This is a genomic window from Kribbella speibonae (assembly GCF_004331375.1).
GTDB lineage: Bacteria > Actinomycetota > Actinomycetes > Propionibacteriales > Kribbellaceae > Kribbella > Kribbella sindirgiensis.
The window spans coordinates 520984-541254 of sequence record NZ_SJKC01000003.1 but is presented as its reverse complement, the minus strand read 5'-3'; the positions used below and the strand labels follow the sequence as shown (position 1 = coordinate 541254).

Annotated in this window: 21 protein-coding genes; 8 read left to right on the top strand and 13 right to left on the bottom strand. The window is 68.8% G+C overall.

The window, feature by feature from the left end; all coding sequences use genetic code 11:
• Nucleotides 1–24: 24 nt before the first annotated feature.
• Both E0H92_RS23860 and E0H92_RS23855 read left to right on the top strand, forming a co-directional pair.
• Nucleotides 25–519, top strand: a complete 495-nt coding sequence (locus tag E0H92_RS23860; RefSeq protein ID WP_131460098.1) for a cupredoxin domain-containing protein — start codon at nucleotides 25–27, stop codon at nucleotides 517–519.
• Entirely contained in the window at nucleotides 519–1835 is a 1317-nt protein-coding gene (locus E0H92_RS23855) for a hypothetical protein (protein WP_131498353.1), read from the top strand. The genes E0H92_RS23860 and E0H92_RS23855 overlap by 1 nt, the downstream gene beginning before the upstream one ends.
• On the opposite strand, the gene E0H92_RS23850 is transcribed toward E0H92_RS23855, so the two are convergent.
• The 5 genes from E0H92_RS23850 to E0H92_RS23830 all read right to left on the bottom strand — a co-directional run bounded on the left by E0H92_RS23850 (nucleotide 1796) and on the right by E0H92_RS23830 (nucleotide 6575).
• Nucleotides 1796–3034 (bottom strand): glycosyltransferase 87 family protein, encoded by a 1239-nt coding sequence (locus E0H92_RS23850; protein ID WP_238152495.1) that lies wholly within the window; start codon nucleotides 3032–3034, stop codon nucleotides 1796–1798. The genes E0H92_RS23855 and E0H92_RS23850 overlap by 40 nt on opposite strands.
• The gene (locus E0H92_RS23845) at nucleotides 3031–3687 is read right to left on the bottom strand and encodes an HAD family hydrolase (RefSeq protein ID WP_131460099.1); all 657 of its coding nucleotides are present in this window, start codon (nucleotides 3685–3687) and stop codon (nucleotides 3031–3033) included. The genes E0H92_RS23850 and E0H92_RS23845 overlap by 4 nt, the downstream gene beginning before the upstream one ends.
• A gap of 58 nt (nucleotides 3688–3745) precedes the next feature.
• Nucleotides 3746–4540, bottom strand: a complete 795-nt coding sequence (locus E0H92_RS23840) for a DUF4097 family beta strand repeat-containing protein (RefSeq protein ID WP_131460100.1) — start codon at nucleotides 4538–4540, stop codon at nucleotides 3746–3748.
• A 98-nt stretch (nucleotides 4541–4638) separates the two neighbouring features.
• On the bottom strand, nucleotides 4639–5916 hold the full coding sequence (locus tag E0H92_RS23835; RefSeq protein WP_131460101.1) for a CpaE/TadZ family protein: 1278 nt from the start codon (nucleotides 5914–5916) through the stop codon (nucleotides 4639–4641).
• Nucleotides 5916–6575 carry a CpaB family protein gene (locus E0H92_RS23830; RefSeq protein WP_131460102.1) on the bottom strand — a complete coding sequence of 220 codons (660 nt, stop codon included), beginning with the start codon at nucleotides 6573–6575 and terminating at the stop codon, nucleotides 5916–5918. The genes E0H92_RS23835 and E0H92_RS23830 overlap by 1 nt, the downstream gene beginning before the upstream one ends.
• A 185-nt stretch (nucleotides 6576–6760) precedes the next feature.
• Here E0H92_RS23830 and E0H92_RS23825 point away from each other — a divergent pair, with 185 nt between their 5' ends.
• Nucleotides 6761–7009 (top strand): helix-turn-helix domain-containing protein, encoded by a 249-nt coding sequence (locus tag E0H92_RS23825; protein WP_131287409.1) that lies wholly within the window; start codon nucleotides 6761–6763, stop codon nucleotides 7007–7009.
• Nucleotides 7010–7119: 110 nt separating this feature from the next.
• Here the strand turns inward: E0H92_RS23825 and E0H92_RS23820 are convergent, their stop codons facing one another.
• Nucleotides 7120–7668 carry a hypothetical protein gene (locus tag E0H92_RS23820; protein ID WP_131287411.1) on the bottom strand — a complete coding sequence of 183 codons (549 nt, stop codon included), beginning with the start codon at nucleotides 7666–7668 and terminating at the stop codon, nucleotides 7120–7122.
• A gap of 169 nt (nucleotides 7669–7837) precedes the next feature.
• Here E0H92_RS23820 and E0H92_RS44710 point away from each other — a divergent pair, with 169 nt between their 5' ends.
• From E0H92_RS44710 to E0H92_RS23805, 3 genes are all read left to right on the top strand, one after another.
• Nucleotides 7838–9010, top strand: a complete 1173-nt coding sequence (locus E0H92_RS44710; RefSeq protein WP_202873786.1) for a LysM peptidoglycan-binding domain-containing protein — start codon at nucleotides 7838–7840, stop codon at nucleotides 9008–9010.
• A 292-nt stretch (nucleotides 9011–9302) separates the two neighbouring features.
• Complete coding sequence (locus tag E0H92_RS23810) at nucleotides 9303–9917, top strand: Rv3235 family protein (protein WP_131497762.1); 615 nt, start codon at nucleotides 9303–9305, stop codon at nucleotides 9915–9917.
• Nucleotides 9918–10181: 264 nt separating this feature from the next.
• The gene (locus E0H92_RS23805; RefSeq protein WP_238173566.1) at nucleotides 10182–10955 is read left to right on the top strand and encodes a VanW family protein; all 774 of its coding nucleotides are present in this window, start codon (nucleotides 10182–10184) and stop codon (nucleotides 10953–10955) included.
• A gap of 1 nt (nucleotide 10956) precedes the next feature.
• Here the strand turns inward: E0H92_RS23805 and E0H92_RS23800 are convergent, their stop codons facing one another.
• Nucleotides 10957–11250 carry a cupin domain-containing protein gene (locus E0H92_RS23800; RefSeq protein ID WP_165549930.1) on the bottom strand — a complete coding sequence of 98 codons (294 nt, stop codon included), beginning with the start codon at nucleotides 11248–11250 and terminating at the stop codon, nucleotides 10957–10959.
• A 177-nt stretch (nucleotides 11251–11427) separates the two neighbouring features.
• Between E0H92_RS23800 and E0H92_RS23795 the strand changes: the two genes are divergently transcribed.
• Both E0H92_RS23795 and E0H92_RS23790 read left to right on the top strand, forming a co-directional pair.
• Nucleotides 11428–12135, top strand: a complete 708-nt coding sequence (locus tag E0H92_RS23795; RefSeq protein ID WP_238173565.1) for a helix-turn-helix domain-containing protein — start codon at nucleotides 11428–11430, stop codon at nucleotides 12133–12135.
• 12 nt (nucleotides 12136–12147) lie between these two features.
• Nucleotides 12148–13173 (top strand): aminoglycoside phosphotransferase family protein, encoded by a 1026-nt coding sequence (locus E0H92_RS23790; protein WP_131460104.1) that lies wholly within the window; start codon nucleotides 12148–12150, stop codon nucleotides 13171–13173.
• On the opposite strand, the gene E0H92_RS23785 is transcribed toward E0H92_RS23790, so the two are convergent.
• Genes E0H92_RS23785 through E0H92_RS23760 form a run of 6 tightly spaced genes read right to left on the bottom strand, consistent with a single transcriptional unit; the run spans nucleotide 13154 to nucleotide 20098 of the window.
• Nucleotides 13154–15046, bottom strand: coding sequence for a hypothetical protein (locus tag E0H92_RS23785; RefSeq protein WP_131497759.1), 1893 nt, complete (start codon nucleotides 15044–15046; stop codon nucleotides 13154–13156). The two genes, E0H92_RS23790 and E0H92_RS23785, sit on opposite strands and share 20 nt — an antisense overlap.
• The gene (locus E0H92_RS23780; RefSeq protein WP_238152498.1) at nucleotides 15043–16101 is read right to left on the bottom strand and encodes a glycoside hydrolase family 130 protein; all 1059 of its coding nucleotides are present in this window, start codon (nucleotides 16099–16101) and stop codon (nucleotides 15043–15045) included. Before E0H92_RS23780 ends, E0H92_RS23785 begins: the two co-directional genes overlap by 4 nt.
• A gap of 10 nt (nucleotides 16102–16111) precedes the next feature.
• Nucleotides 16112–16930 (bottom strand): carbohydrate ABC transporter permease, encoded by an 819-nt coding sequence (locus E0H92_RS23775; RefSeq protein WP_131460106.1) that lies wholly within the window; start codon nucleotides 16928–16930, stop codon nucleotides 16112–16114.
• Nucleotides 16927–17811 carry a carbohydrate ABC transporter permease gene (locus E0H92_RS23770; RefSeq protein WP_131497758.1) on the bottom strand — a complete coding sequence of 295 codons (885 nt, stop codon included), beginning with the start codon at nucleotides 17809–17811 and terminating at the stop codon, nucleotides 16927–16929. Before E0H92_RS23770 ends, E0H92_RS23775 begins: the two co-directional genes overlap by 4 nt.
• Nucleotides 17808–19076 carry an extracellular solute-binding protein gene (locus E0H92_RS23765; protein WP_131460108.1) on the bottom strand — a complete coding sequence of 423 codons (1269 nt, stop codon included), beginning with the start codon at nucleotides 19074–19076 and terminating at the stop codon, nucleotides 17808–17810. Before E0H92_RS23765 ends, E0H92_RS23770 begins: the two co-directional genes overlap by 4 nt.
• Nucleotides 19073–20098, bottom strand: coding sequence for a LacI family DNA-binding transcriptional regulator (locus E0H92_RS23760; RefSeq protein ID WP_131497757.1), 1026 nt, complete (start codon nucleotides 20096–20098; stop codon nucleotides 19073–19075). The genes E0H92_RS23765 and E0H92_RS23760 overlap by 4 nt, the downstream gene beginning before the upstream one ends.
• Nucleotides 20099–20271: the final 173 nt, after the last annotated feature.

The window sequence follows — 20271 nt, the reverse complement described above, 5'->3', positions numbered from 1 at the left end:
ACCCCTTGAAAGGCTCCTGGACCGATGCGTTCGACGCTCACTCGCGGTGCCGCCACCGCTCTTCTGCCCGCCCTCGGCATGCTGGTCCTCGCCGGCTGCGGCGGGGACTCCACCGGCGGCACCACCACTCCCTCCCCGAGCGCCCCGGCCAGTACGCCGGCATCGACCGAGCCGACCGTCCCGACCAGCACCCCGACCCCGGGCAAGCCGAATCCGACCTCGCCGTCGAACACCGCCGACCCGTCGGGTGAGCAGGCCGACGTCACCGTCGACGTCACCGTTGCCAACGGCAAGGTCAACCCGAGCGGCGCGACGATCAAGGTGAAGGCCGGCCAGACCGTCCTGGTCAAGGCGATCAGCGACGCCGCCGAGGAGCTGCACATCCACGGGTACGACAAGGAACTGGAGCTCACCCCGGGCAAGGCCGCCTCGGTCAAGTTCACCGCGAACATGAAGGGCACCTTCGAGGTCGAGACCCACAAGAGCGGCAAGCTGGTCGCCAAGCTCGTCGTCTCGTGATGATTCCCCTCCACGGGATCGGTGGTCGTCAGGACCTGCCGGTTCCGTTCGGGCTGGCGGTCGGCGGGGCCGCGGTCGCGGTCGCGTTGTCGTTCGTCGTGCTCGGACTGGCCTGGCGTAGCCCGAAGTACCGCGGCAACGCGTCCGGCGTACCGTTGCCGATCGCAATCACCCGGACCGTCGACGCCGGCTGGTTCCGGTGGATCGTGCGGCTGTTCGGGCTGGCGACGTTCCTGTACGCGATGGTGTCGCTGATGTTCGGCGTCGACCGGCTGACGAACCCGATCTTCGGCTTCATCTACATCCTGGTCTGGGTCGGGCTGGTGCCGATCTCGCTGGTCTTCGGCCCGGTCTGGCGGACGCTGAACCCGCTGCGCACCGTGCACCTGCTGCTCTCGAAGCTGCTCCGCCAGCCGCCGTCCAAGGGCCTGCTCGAGCTCCCGGCCTGGGTGGGCCTGTGGCCGGCCGCGCTGGGCATCTTCGCGTTCACCTGGCTGGAACTGGTCGCGCCGGACCGCGCCACGATCCCGGTCCTGCAGGCCTGGATCGCGCTGTACGTCGTGATCACGCTGTTCGGAGCGATCCTGTTCGGGGACCGGTGGTTCGCGCAGGGCGATCCGTTCGAGGTGTACGCGACCCTGATGTCGCGCCTGTCGCCGTGGGGTCGCCGTACCGACGGGCAGTTGGTGCTCCGCCGGCCGCTGGAGAACCTCGACGGCCTGCGCGCGCAGCCCGGACTGGTGGGGATGGTCGCCGCGCTGCTCGGCTCGACGGCGTACGACGGCTTCTCGAACTCGTCCGCGTGGATCGGCTGGGCGCAGAACCAGGACATCTCGATGACCTGGCTCGGCACCGGCGCGCTGATCGTCTTCATCCTGTTCGTGCTGATCACGTACTCCGGCGCGACGGTCCTGGCCGGCCGGCTCTCCGACAGTTCACGGACCTCACTACCGGGCCTGTTCGCGCACTCCGTCGTACCGATCGCCTTCGGGTACGTCGTCGCGCACTACCTGACCCTGTTCATCCTGGAGGGGCAGCGGACGCTGATCTACCTGAGCGACCCCCTGAGCAACGGCGCCAACATCTTCGGCACCGGCCTCCTCGCGGTCAACACCGGCATCACCAACCACAGCACAGCCATCTCGGTCATCCAGGTAGCAGCAGTAGTCTGCGGCCACCTCCTGGGCGTCGTCTCGGCTCACGACCGCGCAGTAGCCCTCTTCCCCCGCACAAAGGCCCTAGCCGGCCAACTCCCCCTACTAATCGTCATGGTCGGCTACACCTGCGCGGGCCTGCTCTTGCTGTTCTCGTCCTGACGCAGGCCGCGGCTTGTGATGGCCAGGAGGATGAAGGCGATCATGCCGACGATCAGGTGGGAGTTGCCGGGGATGGATTGCCAGAAGGTCCAGTTGAGTTCGCGGTCGTCGCGGAACGGGACCCACCAGATCGAGCGCAGGACGAACAGGCCGTAGAACAGGACGCCGGTGACGACCGCCGGGTTCAGGCCCCAGACGCGGTTGACGCCGCGGATCAGGCTCACGCCGAGCGGGATGATCCACACCCAGTGGTGACTCCACGAGATGGGTGACGCGTACAGGACCGCGAGCGCCATCACGGAGATCGCGGTGACGCGCTCGTCGGCGAGCCAGTACTTGCGGGCCAGCCACAGCACCGCCAGCCCGAACACGGCCGACAACACGAACCAGGTCGGCTGCACCCAGCTCGCCTCGTCACCGATCCGGTGCAGGAAGCCGTTGAACGACTGGTTGCCGGTGTACGCGAGCCCACCGACCCGGTTCGCGTCCAGGATCACGTCGGTCCAGTACCGCCACGACTGGTGCGGCACGATCGCGAACCCGATCGCCATCGTCGCCAGCAACCCCAGTACGGCGTTGCGCAGCGCACGCCACTGCTTCGTGACCACCAGCAACGCGAGGATCGGCAGCGGGGTGAGCTTGACGCCGATCGTCACACCGAGCCAGAACCCGCGCAGGCGCGCGTCGTTCGGGCGGATCAGGTCCAGCAGGATCATTGCGGTCAGCAACAGGTTGATCTGGCCGAACTGGATCGTCTGCCAGACCGGTTCGAGCAGCAGCGACAGCACGGTCAGCGCGATCAGCACCGCCGTACGCTTGCGCTGGGTCACGAACGACCAGAACGTCTTCGTCAGGCTCGCCCGCCACAGCGCGGTGATGCACAGCACCGAGATCGTCGTCCAGACCACCAGCGCGACACCCCACGGTACGGCGCCCAGCGGGACCATCGCGATCGCGGCGAACGGCGGGTACGTGAACGGGAGGTTCGACCCGCCCGGGAGCTTCGCGTCGTACAGCGAGTCGCCGTGCAGCAGCACCGAGCCGCCCATCCGGTAGACGCGCAGGTCGATCATGCCGCCGTACAGATGGAGGATCCAGGCGCCGAGCGCCACCAGGATCGCGCATGCGGCGATCGCGATGACGACGCGACGACGACCGGCCGGACGAGTGGGGGAAGAGGGAGGGGTGGTCACGGTCACGTCAGGTCGGCTCCGAACAGGGTTTCCAGCGCTCGCCGGGTCTCGTCGTACTCGGTGTGAAGAATCGCGGTCATCCCGACCTCGCGGGCCCCGTCGACGTTGAGTTGCAGGTCGTCGATGAACACGCACTCGGCCGGCTCCAGGCCGAGCCGCCCCGCGGCGAGCTGGAAGATCTCCGGCTCGGGTTTGCGCAGGCCGACCTCGCCGGAGATGACGATGTCGTCGAACATCCCGTCCCAGGTGTCCCGCGGGTACGTGTTGCCCCAGGAGTTCGACAGCAGCGCGGTCCGGATCCCGTGCTCGTTGGCGCGGCGGACCAGCGCGGACATCGCGGGCTGGTGCTCGAAGTGCGCGAACATCCGCTCGATCAGTCCCTCGGCGGGTACCGGCGTACCGTCGCGGCGGACCAGGATCGCGGCGAGTTTGCGCTCGAAGTCGGGGACGGCGATCTGGCCGCGTTCGAGCGCGTGCACCGGGTTGAGCTCGGCGGTCACGGTCTCGTTGGGCAGCCATTTCATGACCGCTTCGAGGTAGGAGTCGAAGTCGAAATCGTCCAGCTCCGCCCAGCGCCGCAACGCCGGCTCCAGGCCCGAGGTGAGCACACCGCCCCAGTCCACCAGCAGACCACGCGGCACCAACCGCTCCTCGACCATGCGCGCAAGCCTACTCAGGCGACAGTCGCCCTCACCCTCCCGACCCCGCCCATTACATTCAGTGGTTGTATTCGATGCTCACATCACCGGACGACGTCTTCGCGGTGATCGTCCGGGTCGCGCCCGGATCGATCTTCACGTTCGCCGACTCGTCACCCGACGACGTGTCGGTGTCGACCTTGTACGCCTCGGTCCCGGACGGGATCCGGATCGAAACGTCCCCGGAACTCGTCTTCGCCTCGACCGTCTGCGGCGCGACGCTGAAGTCCAGCGACGTACTCCCGGAACTGCTGTGCGTGGTCACCGACGTCGCACCGATCCCGTCCGCCTCGAGATCACCGGAGCTCGACTTCAGATCCAGCGGACCGCGAATCTCATGCGCCTCGATATCACCCGAACTCGACCTCAGCTGGGTCGCGCCCTCGATCCCGGTGACCGTCATGCGCCCACTGCTGCTCTCCACCGTGAGCTTCAGATCCCGCGGCACCGTCAGCACGTACGTCGTCTTGCACCCGAACGACAGGAATCCGCACCCGCCGCTGTCCAGCTCGAGCTTGCCTTCGCTCTCGTTGTACGTCTCGTCCGGATCCGAGCCGAACACGTTCCGCTCGGACTGCCGGTCGACCTTGATCTCGGTCCCGTCCCCCGGGCGCACCTCGATCGTCGCGGAGCCGCTCTTCACGAGCAGCGCACTGTTCTGCACCGGGTAGCTGGTCTGGCTGTTCTTGGTGCCCTCGGTCAGTCCGGTGAGCGCCCAGTACGCCCCGCCGAGGATGAGGGCGACGGAGATCGCGATCCCGTACCGCCGCTCGACGCTCATCGAGCTCCGCGGCCGGCCTTGGACATCGGACATGACGCTCCCTCAAGTACAGGTCGAAGTGCTTCCAACACTGGCACATCGCGGCCCTGCTGTCGGTGGGGATATCCCCCAACTCGACCCTGGTTCCGGCGTCAGGCGGGGACTGAATGGAGGTCGTCGGCCACCGCCGTGGCGAGCTGCTGGAACGCCTTGCGCAGCTTGCTCGACTTCGCGGCCTCGGCCAGGCTGCGCCCGTGCGCGACCGCGGTGTCGGTCGCGCTCAGGTCGTACGGCAGGAGGGCGGCGTTGTCGATCCCGGCGTACTGCCGCAGCGCGTCCAGCGCCGCGTCACCCGGTGAGCCGCCGAGCGACCCGGACCGCAGCCGGTTCACCACCACACGGGTGTTGACGGACGGTACGACGGCGCGCAGGTCGTGAACCGCCCTGATCAGGCGGGTCAGGCCGACCGGGTCCGCCGTACCGACGACAACGACCTCGTCGGCCTCCTCGAGCGTCACCACGGTCGCCCCGTTGCGCCGCGGCGCCAGCGAGTCGAACGAGATCTCCTCGTCGGTCTCGATACAGAACCCGGCGTCCACCACCGTGATCGGGGCCAGCGTCCGCGCGGTCGACCAGATCGCCTCGACCGCGGCGGGCCGCAGCTCCGTCCACCGGTCGGCCCGGCTGAGGCCGGTCAGTACCAGGAGGTGCGGGTTCATCTCGCGGGCGTGCCGGGCGAGCATCACCATGTCGAGCGAGCCGTTCGACGCCGAGCGCGCCGCGGCGGCCAGGCCGGAGGTCTCGTCGAGCATCCCGAGCATCTGCGCCACGGTCCCGCCGTACACGTCGACGTCCGCGAGCAGCGTCGGGACCCGCTTCGCCGCCAGTTCGGCGGCGAGATTCACCGCGACCGTCGTCCGCCCGGGCGCGCCGGTCGGTCCCCAGACCGCGACCAGCCTGCCCGTACCCTGCGGGAAGGCCGGCGGCTGCGGGTTGCCGGCGTTCTCCGGCGAGAGCGGGACGAAACCGCCCGCGAAGTGCGAGCTCGTGACCGGCGGCCCGGCCTCGACCGCCTCGGAGATCGCCCGGCCGAGATCCGCGGGACTCACGTCGGCGGGCAGGATCCGCTCGATCCCCATCCGGCTCAGCCGGTCCTCGGCACCGAACGGCGCACCGGTCTCCAGCGGGTCGACCAGGGCGAGCACGGCGATACCACGGGCATACAGCGCGGCGACCGCATCGGACGACAGCCGCGGCAACGCATCGGCGAGCAGCACCGCACGGGCCTGGCCGCTCGCAGCCGCCGCCATCACGTCAGCGACGTCGACACAACGCCGTACGATCCGGATCCCGGGAGCGCCCTCGGTCCGGCGTACGACGTCTGCTTCCCACGGGGCCCCGGTCACGGCCAGCAGCACTGGGACCGACATCAGCTGTCCTTCCGGACCAGGGTCGGCTCGCCTGCGCTGAGCGCGGTGAGAGCGGCCGGGATCCGGGGCAGGTCAGCCGAGGCGAGCGCGATCGTCACCTGTCTGCGTGCCGAACCGCCGGAGACGCCCTTCACCGAGTCGATCTGCAGCACGCGGACACTGCTCCACAGCGGCCGGGCGGGCTGCCCCTCCTCCTTCGGCACCACCCACACGTCCACCACATCGCCGGGCGCGGTGTCGGCCGGCAGACGGCCGGCCGCGATCGACAGCGGGAACTCGGTGCGGTCCTGGTCGGACTTCGGTACGGCGGCGTCCTTCGGTACGAACTCGCCCTGACCGACCGTGCGGTCGACGACCAGACCCTTCAGGTCGGTGTCGGCGGCCAAGTACCGCGCCGAGTCGTCGCCGCTGGTGAAGCGGACCCGGACAGTGGTCAGGTCGTCGTCGGTCAACGCCGTCCCGGCCTTCAGTTCGTGCTTGGCGGCCCAGATCGTGGTGGTGTCGTCGGCGGACGACAGCAGCTTGGCCCCGGCCAGCGCGGTGACGGCGACCAGCAGCACGCCGAGCACCAGGCGGCCGTCCTTCCAGCGCGCCTTCCGGTTGCGCTGGGCCGGTGCGGCCGGCGCCCCGAAGCCACTTCGCACTGCTGTCTCGACCACTTCGTCTCCCCAGTCGGCGTCTTTGGATCCCGATCCCGATCCCGATCCCGGGACATTCTGCCTGCTGACCGCTCGCAGGGTGAACGGTCATCCACAGGCTGTCATGGCCTGGGGACAAACTCGGCCATCCACTCGCCAACCGTGGCAAACTGAAGGAACCAGCCACTATCCGAAGGAGTACGACGATGCCGGGTCCCCGCTTCCTCCAGCTCGCCGACGTCGCCGAGGTCCTCAACATCTCCGCGAACCAGGTCTACGCGCTGGTCCGTCGCGGCGACATCCCCGCGGTCAAGATCGGCGGCCGGGGACAGTGGCGCGTCGAGTCGGCCGAGCTGGAGAAGTACATCGAACGCCTCTACACCGAAACCAAACAGTTCATCGACACCCACCCCTTCGGCGAAGAGGTCGACACCACCGAGGACGCCAACCTCTAGCTCGCGCCTCCCCTCAGCGGGCTGGCGCTGGAGGGGTTGCACAGGAAATGGGGTGTGGGAACAGGTAATTGCCTGTTCACGGCCCCCGCGAGGGGTGCACTGGCCGGGCGCTACCGGCGGCGTAGGGCGCGGAGGGCTTGGGTTGGGACCAGGCGGACGTTGTAGACCTCGCTGCGGCGGCGGGGTGCGTCCAGGGGGTGCTCGGCGAGCTCGAGGAAGTCGGCGCCGACGCGGTCGATGGTGCCGGTGACCGGACCGCCCGCACTGCAGAACAGCGTGACCGGTGAGCGATCCCGCGCGATCCCCCGCAGCAGATGCGTCAGGCCGAGCTTCCCCTCGACAGCTCCGACCGCCGGCTCCGCCCACGGCCCCAGACGGTGTACGGCGACCAGCGCGTCCACCGGGATCAGCCACTCCTCGTAGCGCTCGGTCTCGAGCAGCAGGCAGTCCTTCCCGACCCGGCTGAGCAGCCCACGGACCGGTTCCGCGTCCATCAGCTCGACGCGTACGACGGTGTTCACCGCCCCGCGCAGACGGTCCAGCACCGTGATCTTCCCGACCTCGGCGCGGATCCGATCGGCCACCTCGCCGTACAGATCGCTCTCCTGGAGCGCCTCGAACTGCGACTCCAGGTCCGCGAACAACGCATCCCACCGCATGACCGTGAACCTACCGGTCCCGAGCTTCACCGCGCCCCGCGGCCGTCACCGTCCGCAGTGGAAACCCACGCAGCGTGCGTTAAGGACTTGCAAAGCAGGCGTAGTACCGGTCTATAGTGGTCAAGCCAAAGCAAACTAACGCAAACTCATAGGTCGGGGGCGAAGCGGGATGAACGCGATGATCCGGGTGATCAAAGGCACGCTCGCGCTGGCAGGTCTGATCGGCCTCGGCCTGCTCCTGCGGTGGTTCACCGCCGGCTCGATCAGCGGCCTGCGGACCTACGACCTGGACTCGCTGACGGTTCTCGCCGTCGGGACGGTCGCCTGGATCGCGTACGGGTGGCTGGTGCTGGCCGTCGTACTCACCGCACTCGAGCAGATCCCCGGCGCGGTCGGCGCCCTCGCCGGAGCCGTCGCGGGCCGGATCACCACCAAGACCGCCCGAGCCCTACTCCGCTCCGGCCTCGGCGTCGCCGCCGTCACTCCCCTGACCGTCAGCGCAGCGCACGCCGCCCCCAGCGACACCGCCCACGTCCAGCAATGGACCAACCCCGCCACCACCACCAACTACCGCGCCACGGAGCCCCACTCCACCGTGGAGCTCGCCGGCCACGACACCTCCTACCGCGCCACCGAACCCCGCTCGATGGTCGAACTCGGCGGCGCGGACACGTCGTTCCGCCACACCGAGCCTCACTCGACGGTAGAACTCGGCGGCTCCAAGAGCACGGCCGACACCAACGACTACCGAGCGACCGAGCCCCGCTCCACGGTCGAGCTGGGCAGCACGCCGCAGCCCAACCACCGCGCTACCGAGCCGCCCTCCCAGGTCCACCTGACCACCCCGACCACACCCGATGACTCCACCAGCCGACGTACGGCGTCTGCGCGGCCCGCAGCTCCCACCGGACCAGTGGACTCAACCGCCTCGCCTACTGCCCAGCCGAAGAGCAGCGACCAGCCCACCGACGCCCCGAAGAGCGGGAACAACCTGCCTGCCGGTGGAGAGAAGGGCGTGAGCGACGGGCCTGTGGGTGGGCGGGCTCGGGTGGGGGTGCCGGATCGGCCGACGTCGGGTGCGCCGACGCGGTACACGGAACTGCGGGCGGCCGTTCCCGTGCGGGTCGTCGTACGGAAAGGCGACTCGCTCTGGAGCATCGCCGCCCGCGAGCTCGGCCCGAGCGCGACCACCCAAGCGATCGCCGCCCGCTGGCCCGACTGGTACGCCGCGAACCGCCACGTGATCGGGAACGACCCCGACCTCATCCTCCCCGGGCAGGTACTCCGCATCCCGCCCGTACCCACCGGCGACCACCTCCCGCCCCACCCCCAGGAGCAGTGACATGAGCCAGCCCCACCACTTCCAGCCGGAAGACCTCCCGCTGGAAGACCCCAAGCACACTGCTCCGCTCACCGCCGCCCCCACCCACCCGGACGCAACGGAGGCTTCCATGGCCGCCCCAACCACACCGCCTGCCGCTCACTCTGTCCCCACCGCCACAGATGCCCCAACAACCAAGCCTGCAGCCGCTGACACTCCGACTACTGGCACGCCGGTGGATGTGGTGGGGATGTTGGCTGCGGTGGCTCGGCCTCGGTTGGCGTCGGTTGCTGCGGAGGTTGGAGAGCACGCTGTGCCGGCGACCGCGCGTTACGCCGGTGAGCTGACGGATGGGGCGTTGGCGCTGCGGTTGCAGGCGATCACGCGACTCGGTGTTGTGTCGGCACCGCCGTTGGACGCCGCTCCGGAAGAGCGCGGTGGGGTGGCGAAGGAGAGCCGGAAGCTCAGCGTGGTGCCGCCGGTTGCCACGCACTCGGTCGCGACGCCTGGGCAACCTGACGGGGCCCAGGCGTCGCTCAAGACAACAGACACCGCCCTCGCCAGGGTGGGGGTGCCGGGGGCGGCTCCGGTGTTGCCGGAGGTTCGGGTTTGGGGGGCTCGGTTGGCTCAGGCGGTTTCGGAGGTGCTGGCGGGGGATCGGCCGATTTCGCAGCTGGTGCGGTTCACCGACGACGTGGTGTTCATGGAGTTGAACCGGCGGGTGCGGATGCTCGGGATGAACTCGACCGCAGGTACGCGTGGGGCGAAGGAGAAGAGCACGGTGCGTTCGGTGCGGGTATTCATGCCGGAGCCGCGGATCGCCGAGGTCGCCGCGCATGTGCGGCACGGGCAGCGTTCGCGGGCGGTCGCGTTTCGGCTGGAGGTTCGCCGCAACCGCTGGGTCTGCACCGCACTCGAACTCGGCTAGAGCGACGGCCAAACCAACCGGGCGCCCTGCGCATCCAACGAGGGCAGAGGCGCAATTCGATTGTGGGCTTTTCGTCATCTGGCTGCTGCTGGGGCGGCGTACGGTGGCCGAGGTCGTCTGGTTCGGGGGAATGGGATGCTGGAAAGTGCAGCGGCGTGGCAGGTTGATGTTCGGGAGTTGACGGCGGCTGAGCGCGCGCGGGTTCTGCCCGCGGTACGTCGGCGGCGGTGGAGTGAGCGTGTTCGCGCGTTGTATCCGTTGGCGGTGCGCTACCACCGTGCAGCGAAGCGGCTGGAGTGGATGACGTCCAGTACGCCGTACGCCGGGACGCGCGAGGTGGGCGACCTTCCGGTCAGGATCAAGCGGCACAAGTCGTTGCTGTTGCGCCAACTCGGGGAGACCGAGATGTGGATGCAGCACAACAAGGTGACGAATCTGAGGCTCGCCTGCGCGCAGGTCGACGGGCTGGTGATCCGGCCGGGTGAGACGTTCTCGTTCAACAAGGTGGTCGGCAACGCGACCCGCCGCAAGGGCTATGTGAAGGGCATGCGCTTGTCGAACGGGCAGGCGAAGCCGGGTATCGGCGGCGGCATCTGCCAGCTGGCGAACCTGCTGCACTGGATGGTCCTGCACTCGCCGTTGACCGTGACGCAGCGGTCAACGCACAGCTTCGACCCGTTCCCGGACAACGGGCGGGTGCTGCCGTGGGGCGTCGGTTGCAGCATCGTCTACAACTACGTGGACCTGCAGTTCCGCAACGACACCGACCAGACGTTCCAGCTGCACGTCGGCGTCGGCGATCGCTATCTCGAGGGCGAGATCCTCGCCGACGTCCCGGTCGCGTCGTCGTACCGGGTGTTCGCCAAGGAGGAGCGGTTCCTCCGGGTCGGCGCGGACTACTTCCGGCGCAACGAGATCTGGCGGACCGTGATCGATCGCCGCACGGGTACGGCGGTCCGCGACGAGCTGATCCGCGAGAACGTTGCCCTGGTCAAGTACCTGCCGGTCGACGTACCGGTCCTGGACGTCCTGCTCTGAATCACCCAAGCAGCGAGCACCCGTACTTCTCGAACAGCGCCGCCACATCACCCGAGAACCCGCCGTGCAACTCGCGCAGCATCGCGTTGGTGGTCGACGACATCACCAGCACGTACCGCGCCGGCTCCTCGCCCGGGTTGCCGAACGTGTGCGGCACCCCGCGCGGCCCGACGATCCCGGACCCGGCCGGTACGTCGTAGTCCTCGCCGTCGATGCGCATCCGCATCGTTCCCGACAGCACGTACCAGGCCTCGTCGTCGGTGTGATGCACATGCAGCGGCGCCTGCCACGCCACCTCGTCCGACGTACGGCCCGCGGCCTCCCATTCGGCGAGGACGAGGCCGGATCCCTCCGGTGCGATCGTCCGCCCGAGCAGTGGAACCCCTTACAGATCGTCACGTCGCGTCACAGGACCTCTTATGCCCCGAACGGCCAACAGCAAACTGTCGGAAGCGCGTAGCAGACTGGAGAGGTGACTGTCGCTGTCGAGCCGTACCGGGAGCGCCCCGCGCGCATCGCCGGCGCCGACCTGTGGACACGGACGGCGGAGGGCGGTGAGTACCGGATCCTCCCCGACGGCTGTATGGATCTGCTGCTGATGGACGACGACCTGATCGTCGCCGGTCCGGACAGTCGCGCCTGGACGGGCAGCGCGCCGCGGGGCACGCGGTACGCCGGGATCCGGTTCGCGCCGGGCGCCGCGCCGGGTTTCCTCGGCGTACCGGCCCGCGACTTGCTGAACCAGCGGGTCCGCCTCGCCGATCTGTGGTCGCCGAACCGGAGCCGGCGCCTGCTGGACCGGATCCGGGCGGCCCCCGACAGCGCGACAGCGCTCGACCTCGAGGTCGCCAAACTGCTCGAGGACCCCACCGACCGGCTGACCGCGCACGTACTCCGCAGCGTCCGCGGCGGTCTGCTCCGCGGCACCGCCGGAGTCTCCCGTCTCGCGGCAACGATCGGCCTCAGCGAGCGGCAACTGCACCGCCGCTGCCTGGACGCTTTCGGCTACGGGCCGAAGACCCTCGACCGGGTCCTGTGGATGAATGTTGCCCTCGACCACGCGCGCACCGGCCTCCCGCTCGCTGACGTCGCCGTACTCACCGGGTACGCCGACCAGGCCCACTTCACCCGCGATGTGAAAGCCCTCACCGGTCTGCCACCGAAGATCCTCTTGGGCTGACAAACTCTCCTCATGACCGAAGTCGGTACGACGACGTTGCGGCACAACCCGCTCAACGCGGTGACGGCGAACGTCGAACGGGTGACGTACGCCGACGGACGGACCGCCGTACGCAAGGAACTGCGGCGGCCGAGCGACTCGTCCGGCCCGTGGGCGGCGTCGACCGAGCCGCGGCACTGGAACTACTGGCGCCGCGAACTCGAGGTCTATCGCGACGACGAGCTCCGCGACCAACTCGCCGACGCCGGACTGGTCCTCCCCGCCGCCGAGGTCGACGAGCGACCGGACAGCGCCGTACTGCTGATGGACGACATTGCCGGTACGCCGGGAACACACTTCAGCCTCGCGGAACACGCGGCGCTCGCCCGCGCCTGCGGCCGCTGGCAGGCCCGCCCCGCGCCCGAACGGCCATGGACGTCGACGGGCTTCCTGCGCGACTACTCGACGACCCGCGACGTCCCCTGGCAGCTGATGACCGACGACGCGGCCTGGCGGCAGCCGCTGATCCGCGAGACCTGGCCGGCCGAACTGCGCGAAGCCTGGACCGGTCTGCTGGTCCATCGGGACGCGCTGCTCGACCTCGTCGCGACCCTCCCGCGCGCCCGCTGCCACCTCGACTTCTGGGTGTCGAACGTGATCCAGCGACCGACCGGTGAGCTCGCACTGTTCGACTGGTCGTTCCTCGGCGACGGCGCGCTCGGCGAGGACATCGGCAACTACATCCCGGACGCGGTGTTCGACCTGTTCTGGCCGGCCGAGCGCCTGCCCGAGCTGGCAGAGACCTGCATCGCCAACTACCTCGACGGCTTGCACGAGGCCGGCTGGCGCGGCGACCCGGACCAGGTGCGCCTGGCGGTGATGGCGTCGGGTGTGAAGTACGCCTGGCTGCTGCCCGGCTTGCTGGGCCGGGCCGCGGACACGACGCACAACGCCTACCACCGCCAGGTCGACAGCCGGTACCTGTTCCACCAGCGCGGTCAGGCCTTGCTGTTCGTTGCTGACTGGTGTGCCGAGGCGCTCAGCCGAGCACGACGGTGAAGCCTCCGGGTACGACAAGTGGCTTGCCGCGGGCAACCAGACGACCGCTGGAGTCGTACGTGTACGCGTGCCCGCTAGCGCTGACCACGCGGGGACGGGTGTCGACGCTGACCAGCAACGTCGCTGCTCCGATCCGGAAGCTACTGATCGTTGGCAGCAGCAGTACTGCGTCCAGCTGAGCCGTGCCCGTCGACTGCGCGCTGAGCGTGGTCACGTTGGCAGGGAGCGGGTTGGCGAGTGTCAGCGGCTGAAGCGCGCCAGGTGCGGCCGAAATGCCTTGCGGGCCGCACCTGTGCACCAGTGTGCCGAGAGTGCGGCCGCCGCTCGTCCAGGTGGTCCGGGCCGGCGTGGGTGTGTCGACGAGGTTGACGACCGGGAGAACCAGCCGCGGCTGCGTCGACGGTGGCACGGTCCACGTCGCCGTACCGTCGACGGAGAGGTAGGAGCCGTTGCTCCATTGGGATTCTCCGGTCCACGCCGAGGGTGGTACGACGACCGCACCACCAGTGGCCGTCTCCGCCTCGATGACCTGCAGCCCGTCGTACGCCGATGCGCCCGACAGGCGGGTGATGTCGGGGCGGGCGTCGAGGGCGAGCATCGAGAGCTGGCCGTGGATCGTGGATTCGGCGCCGGAGTTGCGGTTGATCACGCCGTCGCCGGAGATGCCGTCGTACGTGCGGCCGGTGGCGGCGTCGTACATGGGTTGGCCGGCGCGGTTGGCGCCGAAGTACCAGGCGGCGACGAAGGCGGCGAGGTGTTTCTGGCCGGGACGGTCGATCGCGAGGAGCGCCTGCAGGCGGGCGTCGACGCCGTACGCGATCTGGGAGCGGTCGATCGGCACCGGGAGCCAGCCGTTGTCGGGTCCGCCGGCGGTGAGCAGGAGCGGGGTGAAGCCGGCCGTGTCACCGATCGCCGCGGCCAGGAACACGTTTTCGTCGAGCGTGGCCGCGGCGGCGGCGAGGGCCGACGACATCTGGGCGCCCCAGGCGTGCCAGTCGGAGATCGACTCGCCCCAGGGCAGGAGCGCACGGAACGGCCACTCACGGGTCGAGCCGGCCTGCATCTGCGCGATGCCCTCGGCGAACCGCGTGAGGGCTCGACGGGCGCGCGGAGATCCGCCGGCGGCGACGTACGCCGACAGCCCGAGGACCGCTTCGGAGGTGGCGTCCGCACCGTTCACGATCAGCCACGCGGGCAGGCGGCGGCCGTCGACGACGTTGTACTGGCCGTAGCGGATCAGCACCTGGCGGTCGAGAGCAGCGATCGCCAACTCGAGGCGATCACGGAGGAAGCCGGCGAAGGCGCGATCGGTACGGCGGAAAACGTCGTACCCCTCCCCCAACGCCCAGACGGTCCGAGCCAGCCAGTACGACGGCCCGGAGTCGGAAGGGTCGGGAAGCTCCACCGGCTCGGCGCTCGGGTTGAGGGTGCCGTCGGGCTGCATCCACAGCACGACGTTTCCGTTCGGCGACTGCAGGAACGTGAGGGCTCGCAGCAGGTCGCGGGCGGTCTGCAGCGAAGTCGCCTGGTGGAAGAGTTTCCAGTGCCGCAGGTAGACGACGGCGGCCCGGGCGATGTCGTCCGCGTTGTAGGCGCCTTGGCCGTAGGTGTTCGTCGCCGGGTCGTAGGTCCCACCACCGATCCGGCGGTACGAGCCGTCCGCCTGGTGGTCGGCGTACGTCCACAGAACGCCCAGAGGGCCAGACCCGTAGGTGGTGTGGCCTGCGGCGGCAGGAGGCGAGACCGACGCGCGGAGGAAGTCGAGGTGGGCGAGATTGGTCAGGCGGGTGGTGGCAGCAGCGGGAAGCGTGACTGTCGAGGCGGCAGCCACCGCGAGTGCTCCGCCGAGGACGGTGCGGCGGGTCGGGTTCATGGCAAGCGGTCCAATCTGGCCACGCCGATGGCGGCGTCGGCCATGCCGTAGAAGACGTAGTGCACGCCGTCGACCTCTTCGATCGCGGTCGGGAAAACAACGTTTCCTACCGTTCCGACCTTTTCCTCTTCGGTTTCCGGGACCATCAGGGGTTCGGTGGTCCGGGCGACGACCCGGGTGACGTCGTCGGGGTCGAGGATCAGCGCACCGGCCGCGTAGCACACCTTCTGGGTGGTGGGGTCGAAGCCTTCGGGCTGCTCGCCGGTGACGCCGTGGTGGATGACGAGCCAGCCTTCGGGGACCCGCAGCGGGGCCGGACCGGCGCCGATCTTCAACTCCTCGAAGGGGTACTCCGACATCGCGACCAGCCGGTGCTGACGCAGGTGGACGAGGTTCCGCAGATCGGCCTCGACGGCCGCCACGGGGACGAACGACACCCAGATCCCCGGCCGGTCGTCGGTGACGCCCGCCGGCAGGTGCACGCCCTCCCCCTCACGGAACCATCCGAGATCCCACATCGGCCGGTGCAGCATCGCGTACGCCGGTTCGCCGTCCGGACCCGGCACCGGCTCGGGGAAGAAAACGGTGTCCTTGTTCGGGAACAGGTTGAGATCGGTGTCCAGATCGGGCTGGTACTCGAAGTGCAGCGGACCGAGCCGCCGCCACTCCCGAAGGTCCGACGACACGGCGAGGGCCGGCTTCGGCCCGAGCGGACCGTAGGCGACGTAGGTCATCACGTGCAGCCCGAGGGACGGAACGAACGTGACGCGCGGATCCTCCACTCCGGCGTTGTTCGTGCCGCGCTCCCAGCCTTCGTCCGGTGCGAGCACGACACCTTCGCGCCGGACACCGACCGGTACGCCGTCCGCCAGCTCGACGGCGGCCAGGCCGACCCGTGACACGTTGCCGTTAGCAACCAGCCGCGGCAGCAGGTACAGCTGACCGTCCGGCGTGTGCCCGGTGGCGGGGTTGAGCACCCCCTCCGCCTCGAGTTCGTTGCCCGGCTCAGCCGTCATCAGCACGCCGACACGAGAAAGGGTGTAGGGAACAGTCACAGGAAACCTTTCAGCCTTTGACGCCGGACGACAGGTTCGTCGAGATGAACCGGCGCTGGAAGATGATGAACAGGGTCACCGCGGGTGCGGCGAGGACACAGGCGCCCGCGAGCACGGCGCCGAACGGGTTCGCGGCACGTGCGGACACAGTCGTCAGGTAGTTGGACAGCGAGACCGCGAGCGGTTGCAGGTCCTGCTGCTTGGTGATCAGGAAAGGCCACAGAAACTCGTTCCACGGCCCGATGAACGTGAGCAGCACACCGGTCAGCAGAGCCGGCCGCACCAGCGGTACGGCGACCCGCCAGAGGATGCTCAGCTCCGACGCCCCGTCGATCCGGGCCGCGTCGAACAATTCGGCCGGCAACTGCAGGAAATACTGCCGGAAAACGAAGACCGCGGTGGAGTTGATCAGGAACGGCAGCATCATCCCGAGATAGGAATCCGCCAGCCCGTAGCTGCGCACGATCAGCACGTACAGCGGGATCGTCAGCAACTGGAACGGCACGACCTGGATCAGCAGCATCAGGTTGAACACCAGGCCGCGCCCGCGGAACTGCAGCCGGGCCAGCGCGTATCCGGCGAGCACTCCGAACACGAGCGTCCCGAGGATCACGCCGCCGGTGAAGATCCCGGAGTTGAGCAACGACCGGCCGAGATGGATCGCCTGGTTGATCTCGGCGTAGTTGTGTCCGGTCAGATTGCCGGGTGACGGAAACGCTCCGGAAACCGACGGATCCGGCTCGGCCTGCAGCGAGCCGATCAGCATGTAGTAGAAGGGAAACAGGAACACGAAGGCCCCGATCAGCAGGGCGACGAACTTGAGCTTCACGCGTCCTCCTTCCCCACGAAACGCCGCTCGATCAACGCGAGCGCCAGGACTCCGATGACGAGGAGCACGCCGATCGCCGAACCCACGTCGGGGTTGCCCTGCTCGATTCCGCGCTGGTACATGATCAGAACCGGTGACGCGGAGGCGCCGTCCGGTCCGCCGCCTCCGGTCAGCAGGTAGGGCTCGGTGAACAGGTTCGCGCCGGTCACCGTCGCGACCAGCACCACCAGCGTGGTCGCCGGCCGCACACCAGGAACGGTCACGTTGAGGAACGACTTCCAGCGGCCGGCGCCGTCCATCGACGCGGCCTCGTACAGGTCCTTCGAGACGTTCTGCAGCGCGGCGAGGTACAGCAGGATGAAGAAGCCGAGCTGTTTCCACGTGACGTAGATGGCGACCGTCGGCATCGCCAACGACGAGTTCACCAACCAGGACGGGTCGGGCGCGAGCGGACCGAGCACCGAGTTGACCAGGCCGTTGGAGTTGAACAGGAACAGCCACACGCCGACGACCGCGACGGACGCCGTGACGTACGGGACGTAGTACGAGACCCGGAAGAACGTGCGCCAGCGGATCGCCGCGTTCAACGCGTTCGCCAGCCCGAGCGACAGCACCACGGTCAGCGGAACGTTGATCACCAGAAACACCAGAACGTTTCCGAACGCCCGCCGTACCGCCGGATCCGACAGCACCGTCACGTAGTTGTCGAACCCGACGAACGGCCGGTCCACGATCGCCCCGGGCGCCGCGAAGAAGTAGTCGTGGAAGGACATGTAGACCGCGAACCCGAGCGGATACGCGAACACAGCCGCGAGGAAAACGACGTACGGCGTGACGAACGCGGTCCCGATCGGATGATCGCCCAGGAGGCGCCTTCTCATGACTGTTTCGCGAGTTGGTCGACCTTCTGGGCGGCGCCGTCGAGGGCTGAACCGGTGTCTTCCTGGCCGAAGATCACGGACTTGGAGTACGCGTCACGGAACGTCTGCCAGATCGTGATCGAGTTCGGCACGTTCGGGACCTCGACGGTCCGGGACGCCTGGTCCGCGAAGGTCTTGTAGTCGGGGTTCTTCGCGAAGTAGTCGGCGAACGTCGACGCGACGTCCTTCCGCAACGGCATCTGCCCGGTCGCGGCCAGGAACTTTCCGTCCTGGTCCTTGCTGGTCGCGAACTTCAGCACGTCCGAGGCCGTTCCGCGGTTCTTGCAGGCCGAGTACATGGCCACGTTCTTGGCGTCGGAAAACGTGTGAATTTCGTTCGCCGGCTTCCCCGACGACGTCGGCACCGGGACGACGCCCCAGTCGACCTTGCCCTTGTACGTCGCGATCGCCCACGGACCCACCACGGCCATCGCCGCCGTGCCGTCCACGAACGCGTCGCCGGTGTACTTCTCGGGCGACGCGAGCTTGTCGGCGTACATCGTCCGCCAGAACTGCGCGACCTTCTTGCCCTCGTCGGACGCGAACGTCGCCTTGCCGTCGGCCACCAGCTGCTTGCCGCCGCTCTCGGCGGCGTACAACGGGTAGAAGTCGAACCAGGACTGGTAGAACTCGTTGCTCGGCGCCGGGTAGATCGCGAACTTCGCGGCCTTCGACGCGACCACCTTGCGCGACGCGGCGAGGAACTCGTCGTACGTCTTGAGCGAAGGATCGGTGATACCGGCCTTCGCGAAGATCTTCTTGTTGTAGAAGATCATCACCGGGTTCGACTTCCACGGCAGCTGGTAGTACTTCCCGTCCGCGGACTTGTACTGCTGCGCGACATCGCCGGACCGCTCCTCGATGTACGACGCGTCCAGCGGCACCAGACCGCCCTGTTTCTGGAACTGCGAGACCGACGCCGGCGAGGTGTTGAAGATCAGGCACGGCGCGTTCCCCGCGGTGATCGCGGCGCCGATCACCTCCTCCGACGACTTCCCGGTCGGGATCTCCTGGGCGGTCACCTTCTGGTCGGCGTGCTCGGCGTTCCAGGCCGCGACCATCTGCTTGCCCCAGGCCACTTCCTCGGCGTTGTTCGAGTACCAGACCGTGATCGGCCCGCGGGCCTGGGCCGCGGTGTCGGCGTCACCAGCGCCGTCACCGCCGCTCCCGCACGCGGCGAGTGAACCGGCCAGAACCACGGCCAGCAATCCAGCTTGCACCTTCATCGTGTTCCTCCTAAGCGGGCAGTGGAGCGGCGGACGACGAGTTCCGCGGGCGGCAGCTCGACGTCGGGTACGTCGGTCTCGCCGTCGACGACCCGGTTGAGGGTCTGGGCCGCCGTCTCGCCGAAGCGGAACGGGTCGGCGCGGACCGTGGTCAGGCCGGGATGCACGTACTCGGCGAGCTCGCTGTCGTCAAAGCCGGCGATGCTCAGGTCGTCCGGCACGGTCAGGCCCGCGGCCTGGGCGGCGCCGAGACCCGCGATCGCCATCCGGTCGTTCGCGTAGACGATGGCGGTCGGCGGCTCCGGCAGCGCGAGCAGCCGCCGGGTGGCCTCGATCCCGCCGGCCGCCGTGAAGTCACCGGTCTCGACCGCGAGCGGCTCCAGACCGGCTGCGGCCAGTGTCTCGACGAAGGCGGTGGACCGGGCCGTGGCGTGCACGAACGCGGGCGGGCCGGCGACGTGCGCGATCCGGGTGTGCCCGAGCTCGAGCAGGTGCTCGACGACCGCCCCCGTACCAGGTCGGTCGTCGAGGGTGACCGCGGGGAACGGCGAGTCCCCGTCCGGCCGGTTCAGGGTGACCGCCGGCAGACCGAGCTCGACCAGCAGGTCGATCCGCGGGTCGTCGTGCCGGAGGTCGGACAGGAAGACCCCGTCGACCCGCGCGTCTTGCGCGAGCCGCTGGTAGCCGTCGGCCTCCGAGCCGTCCGCGACCACCTGCAGCACGAGGGCCTGGCCGCGCGTCGACAGCACGCTCTCGACGCCGGCGATGAACGCCGGGAAGAACGGGTCCGACGACAGCACGGCCGGATCCCGGGTGATCACCAGGCCGAGCGCGAACGCCTTCGAGACCGACAGCGATCGCGCGCGGTTGCTCGGCCGCCAGCCGAGCTCGTCGGCGGCCGCGAGAATCTTGTCCACGGTCGACTGCGCCAGCCCGGGGCGCCCGTTGAGCGCGAACGACACTGAGCCCTTGGACACGCCGGCCCGGCGCGCCACATCCGCGATCGTCGGCCGCTTCGTCACGCGATCCTCCGTTTTAACCGGTTTAAACAGCATCTAAACCGGTTTAAAGCCAGGCTGTCAAGATCTCGCGCGCTGCGCAGTACCGCAATCTCCAGGCAGTTCCGCGCACTCGTTTGCAGCCGATCGCTTGACGGGCGCCGCCGGCGAGCGATTCACTGGTCCGCAGTGACGCA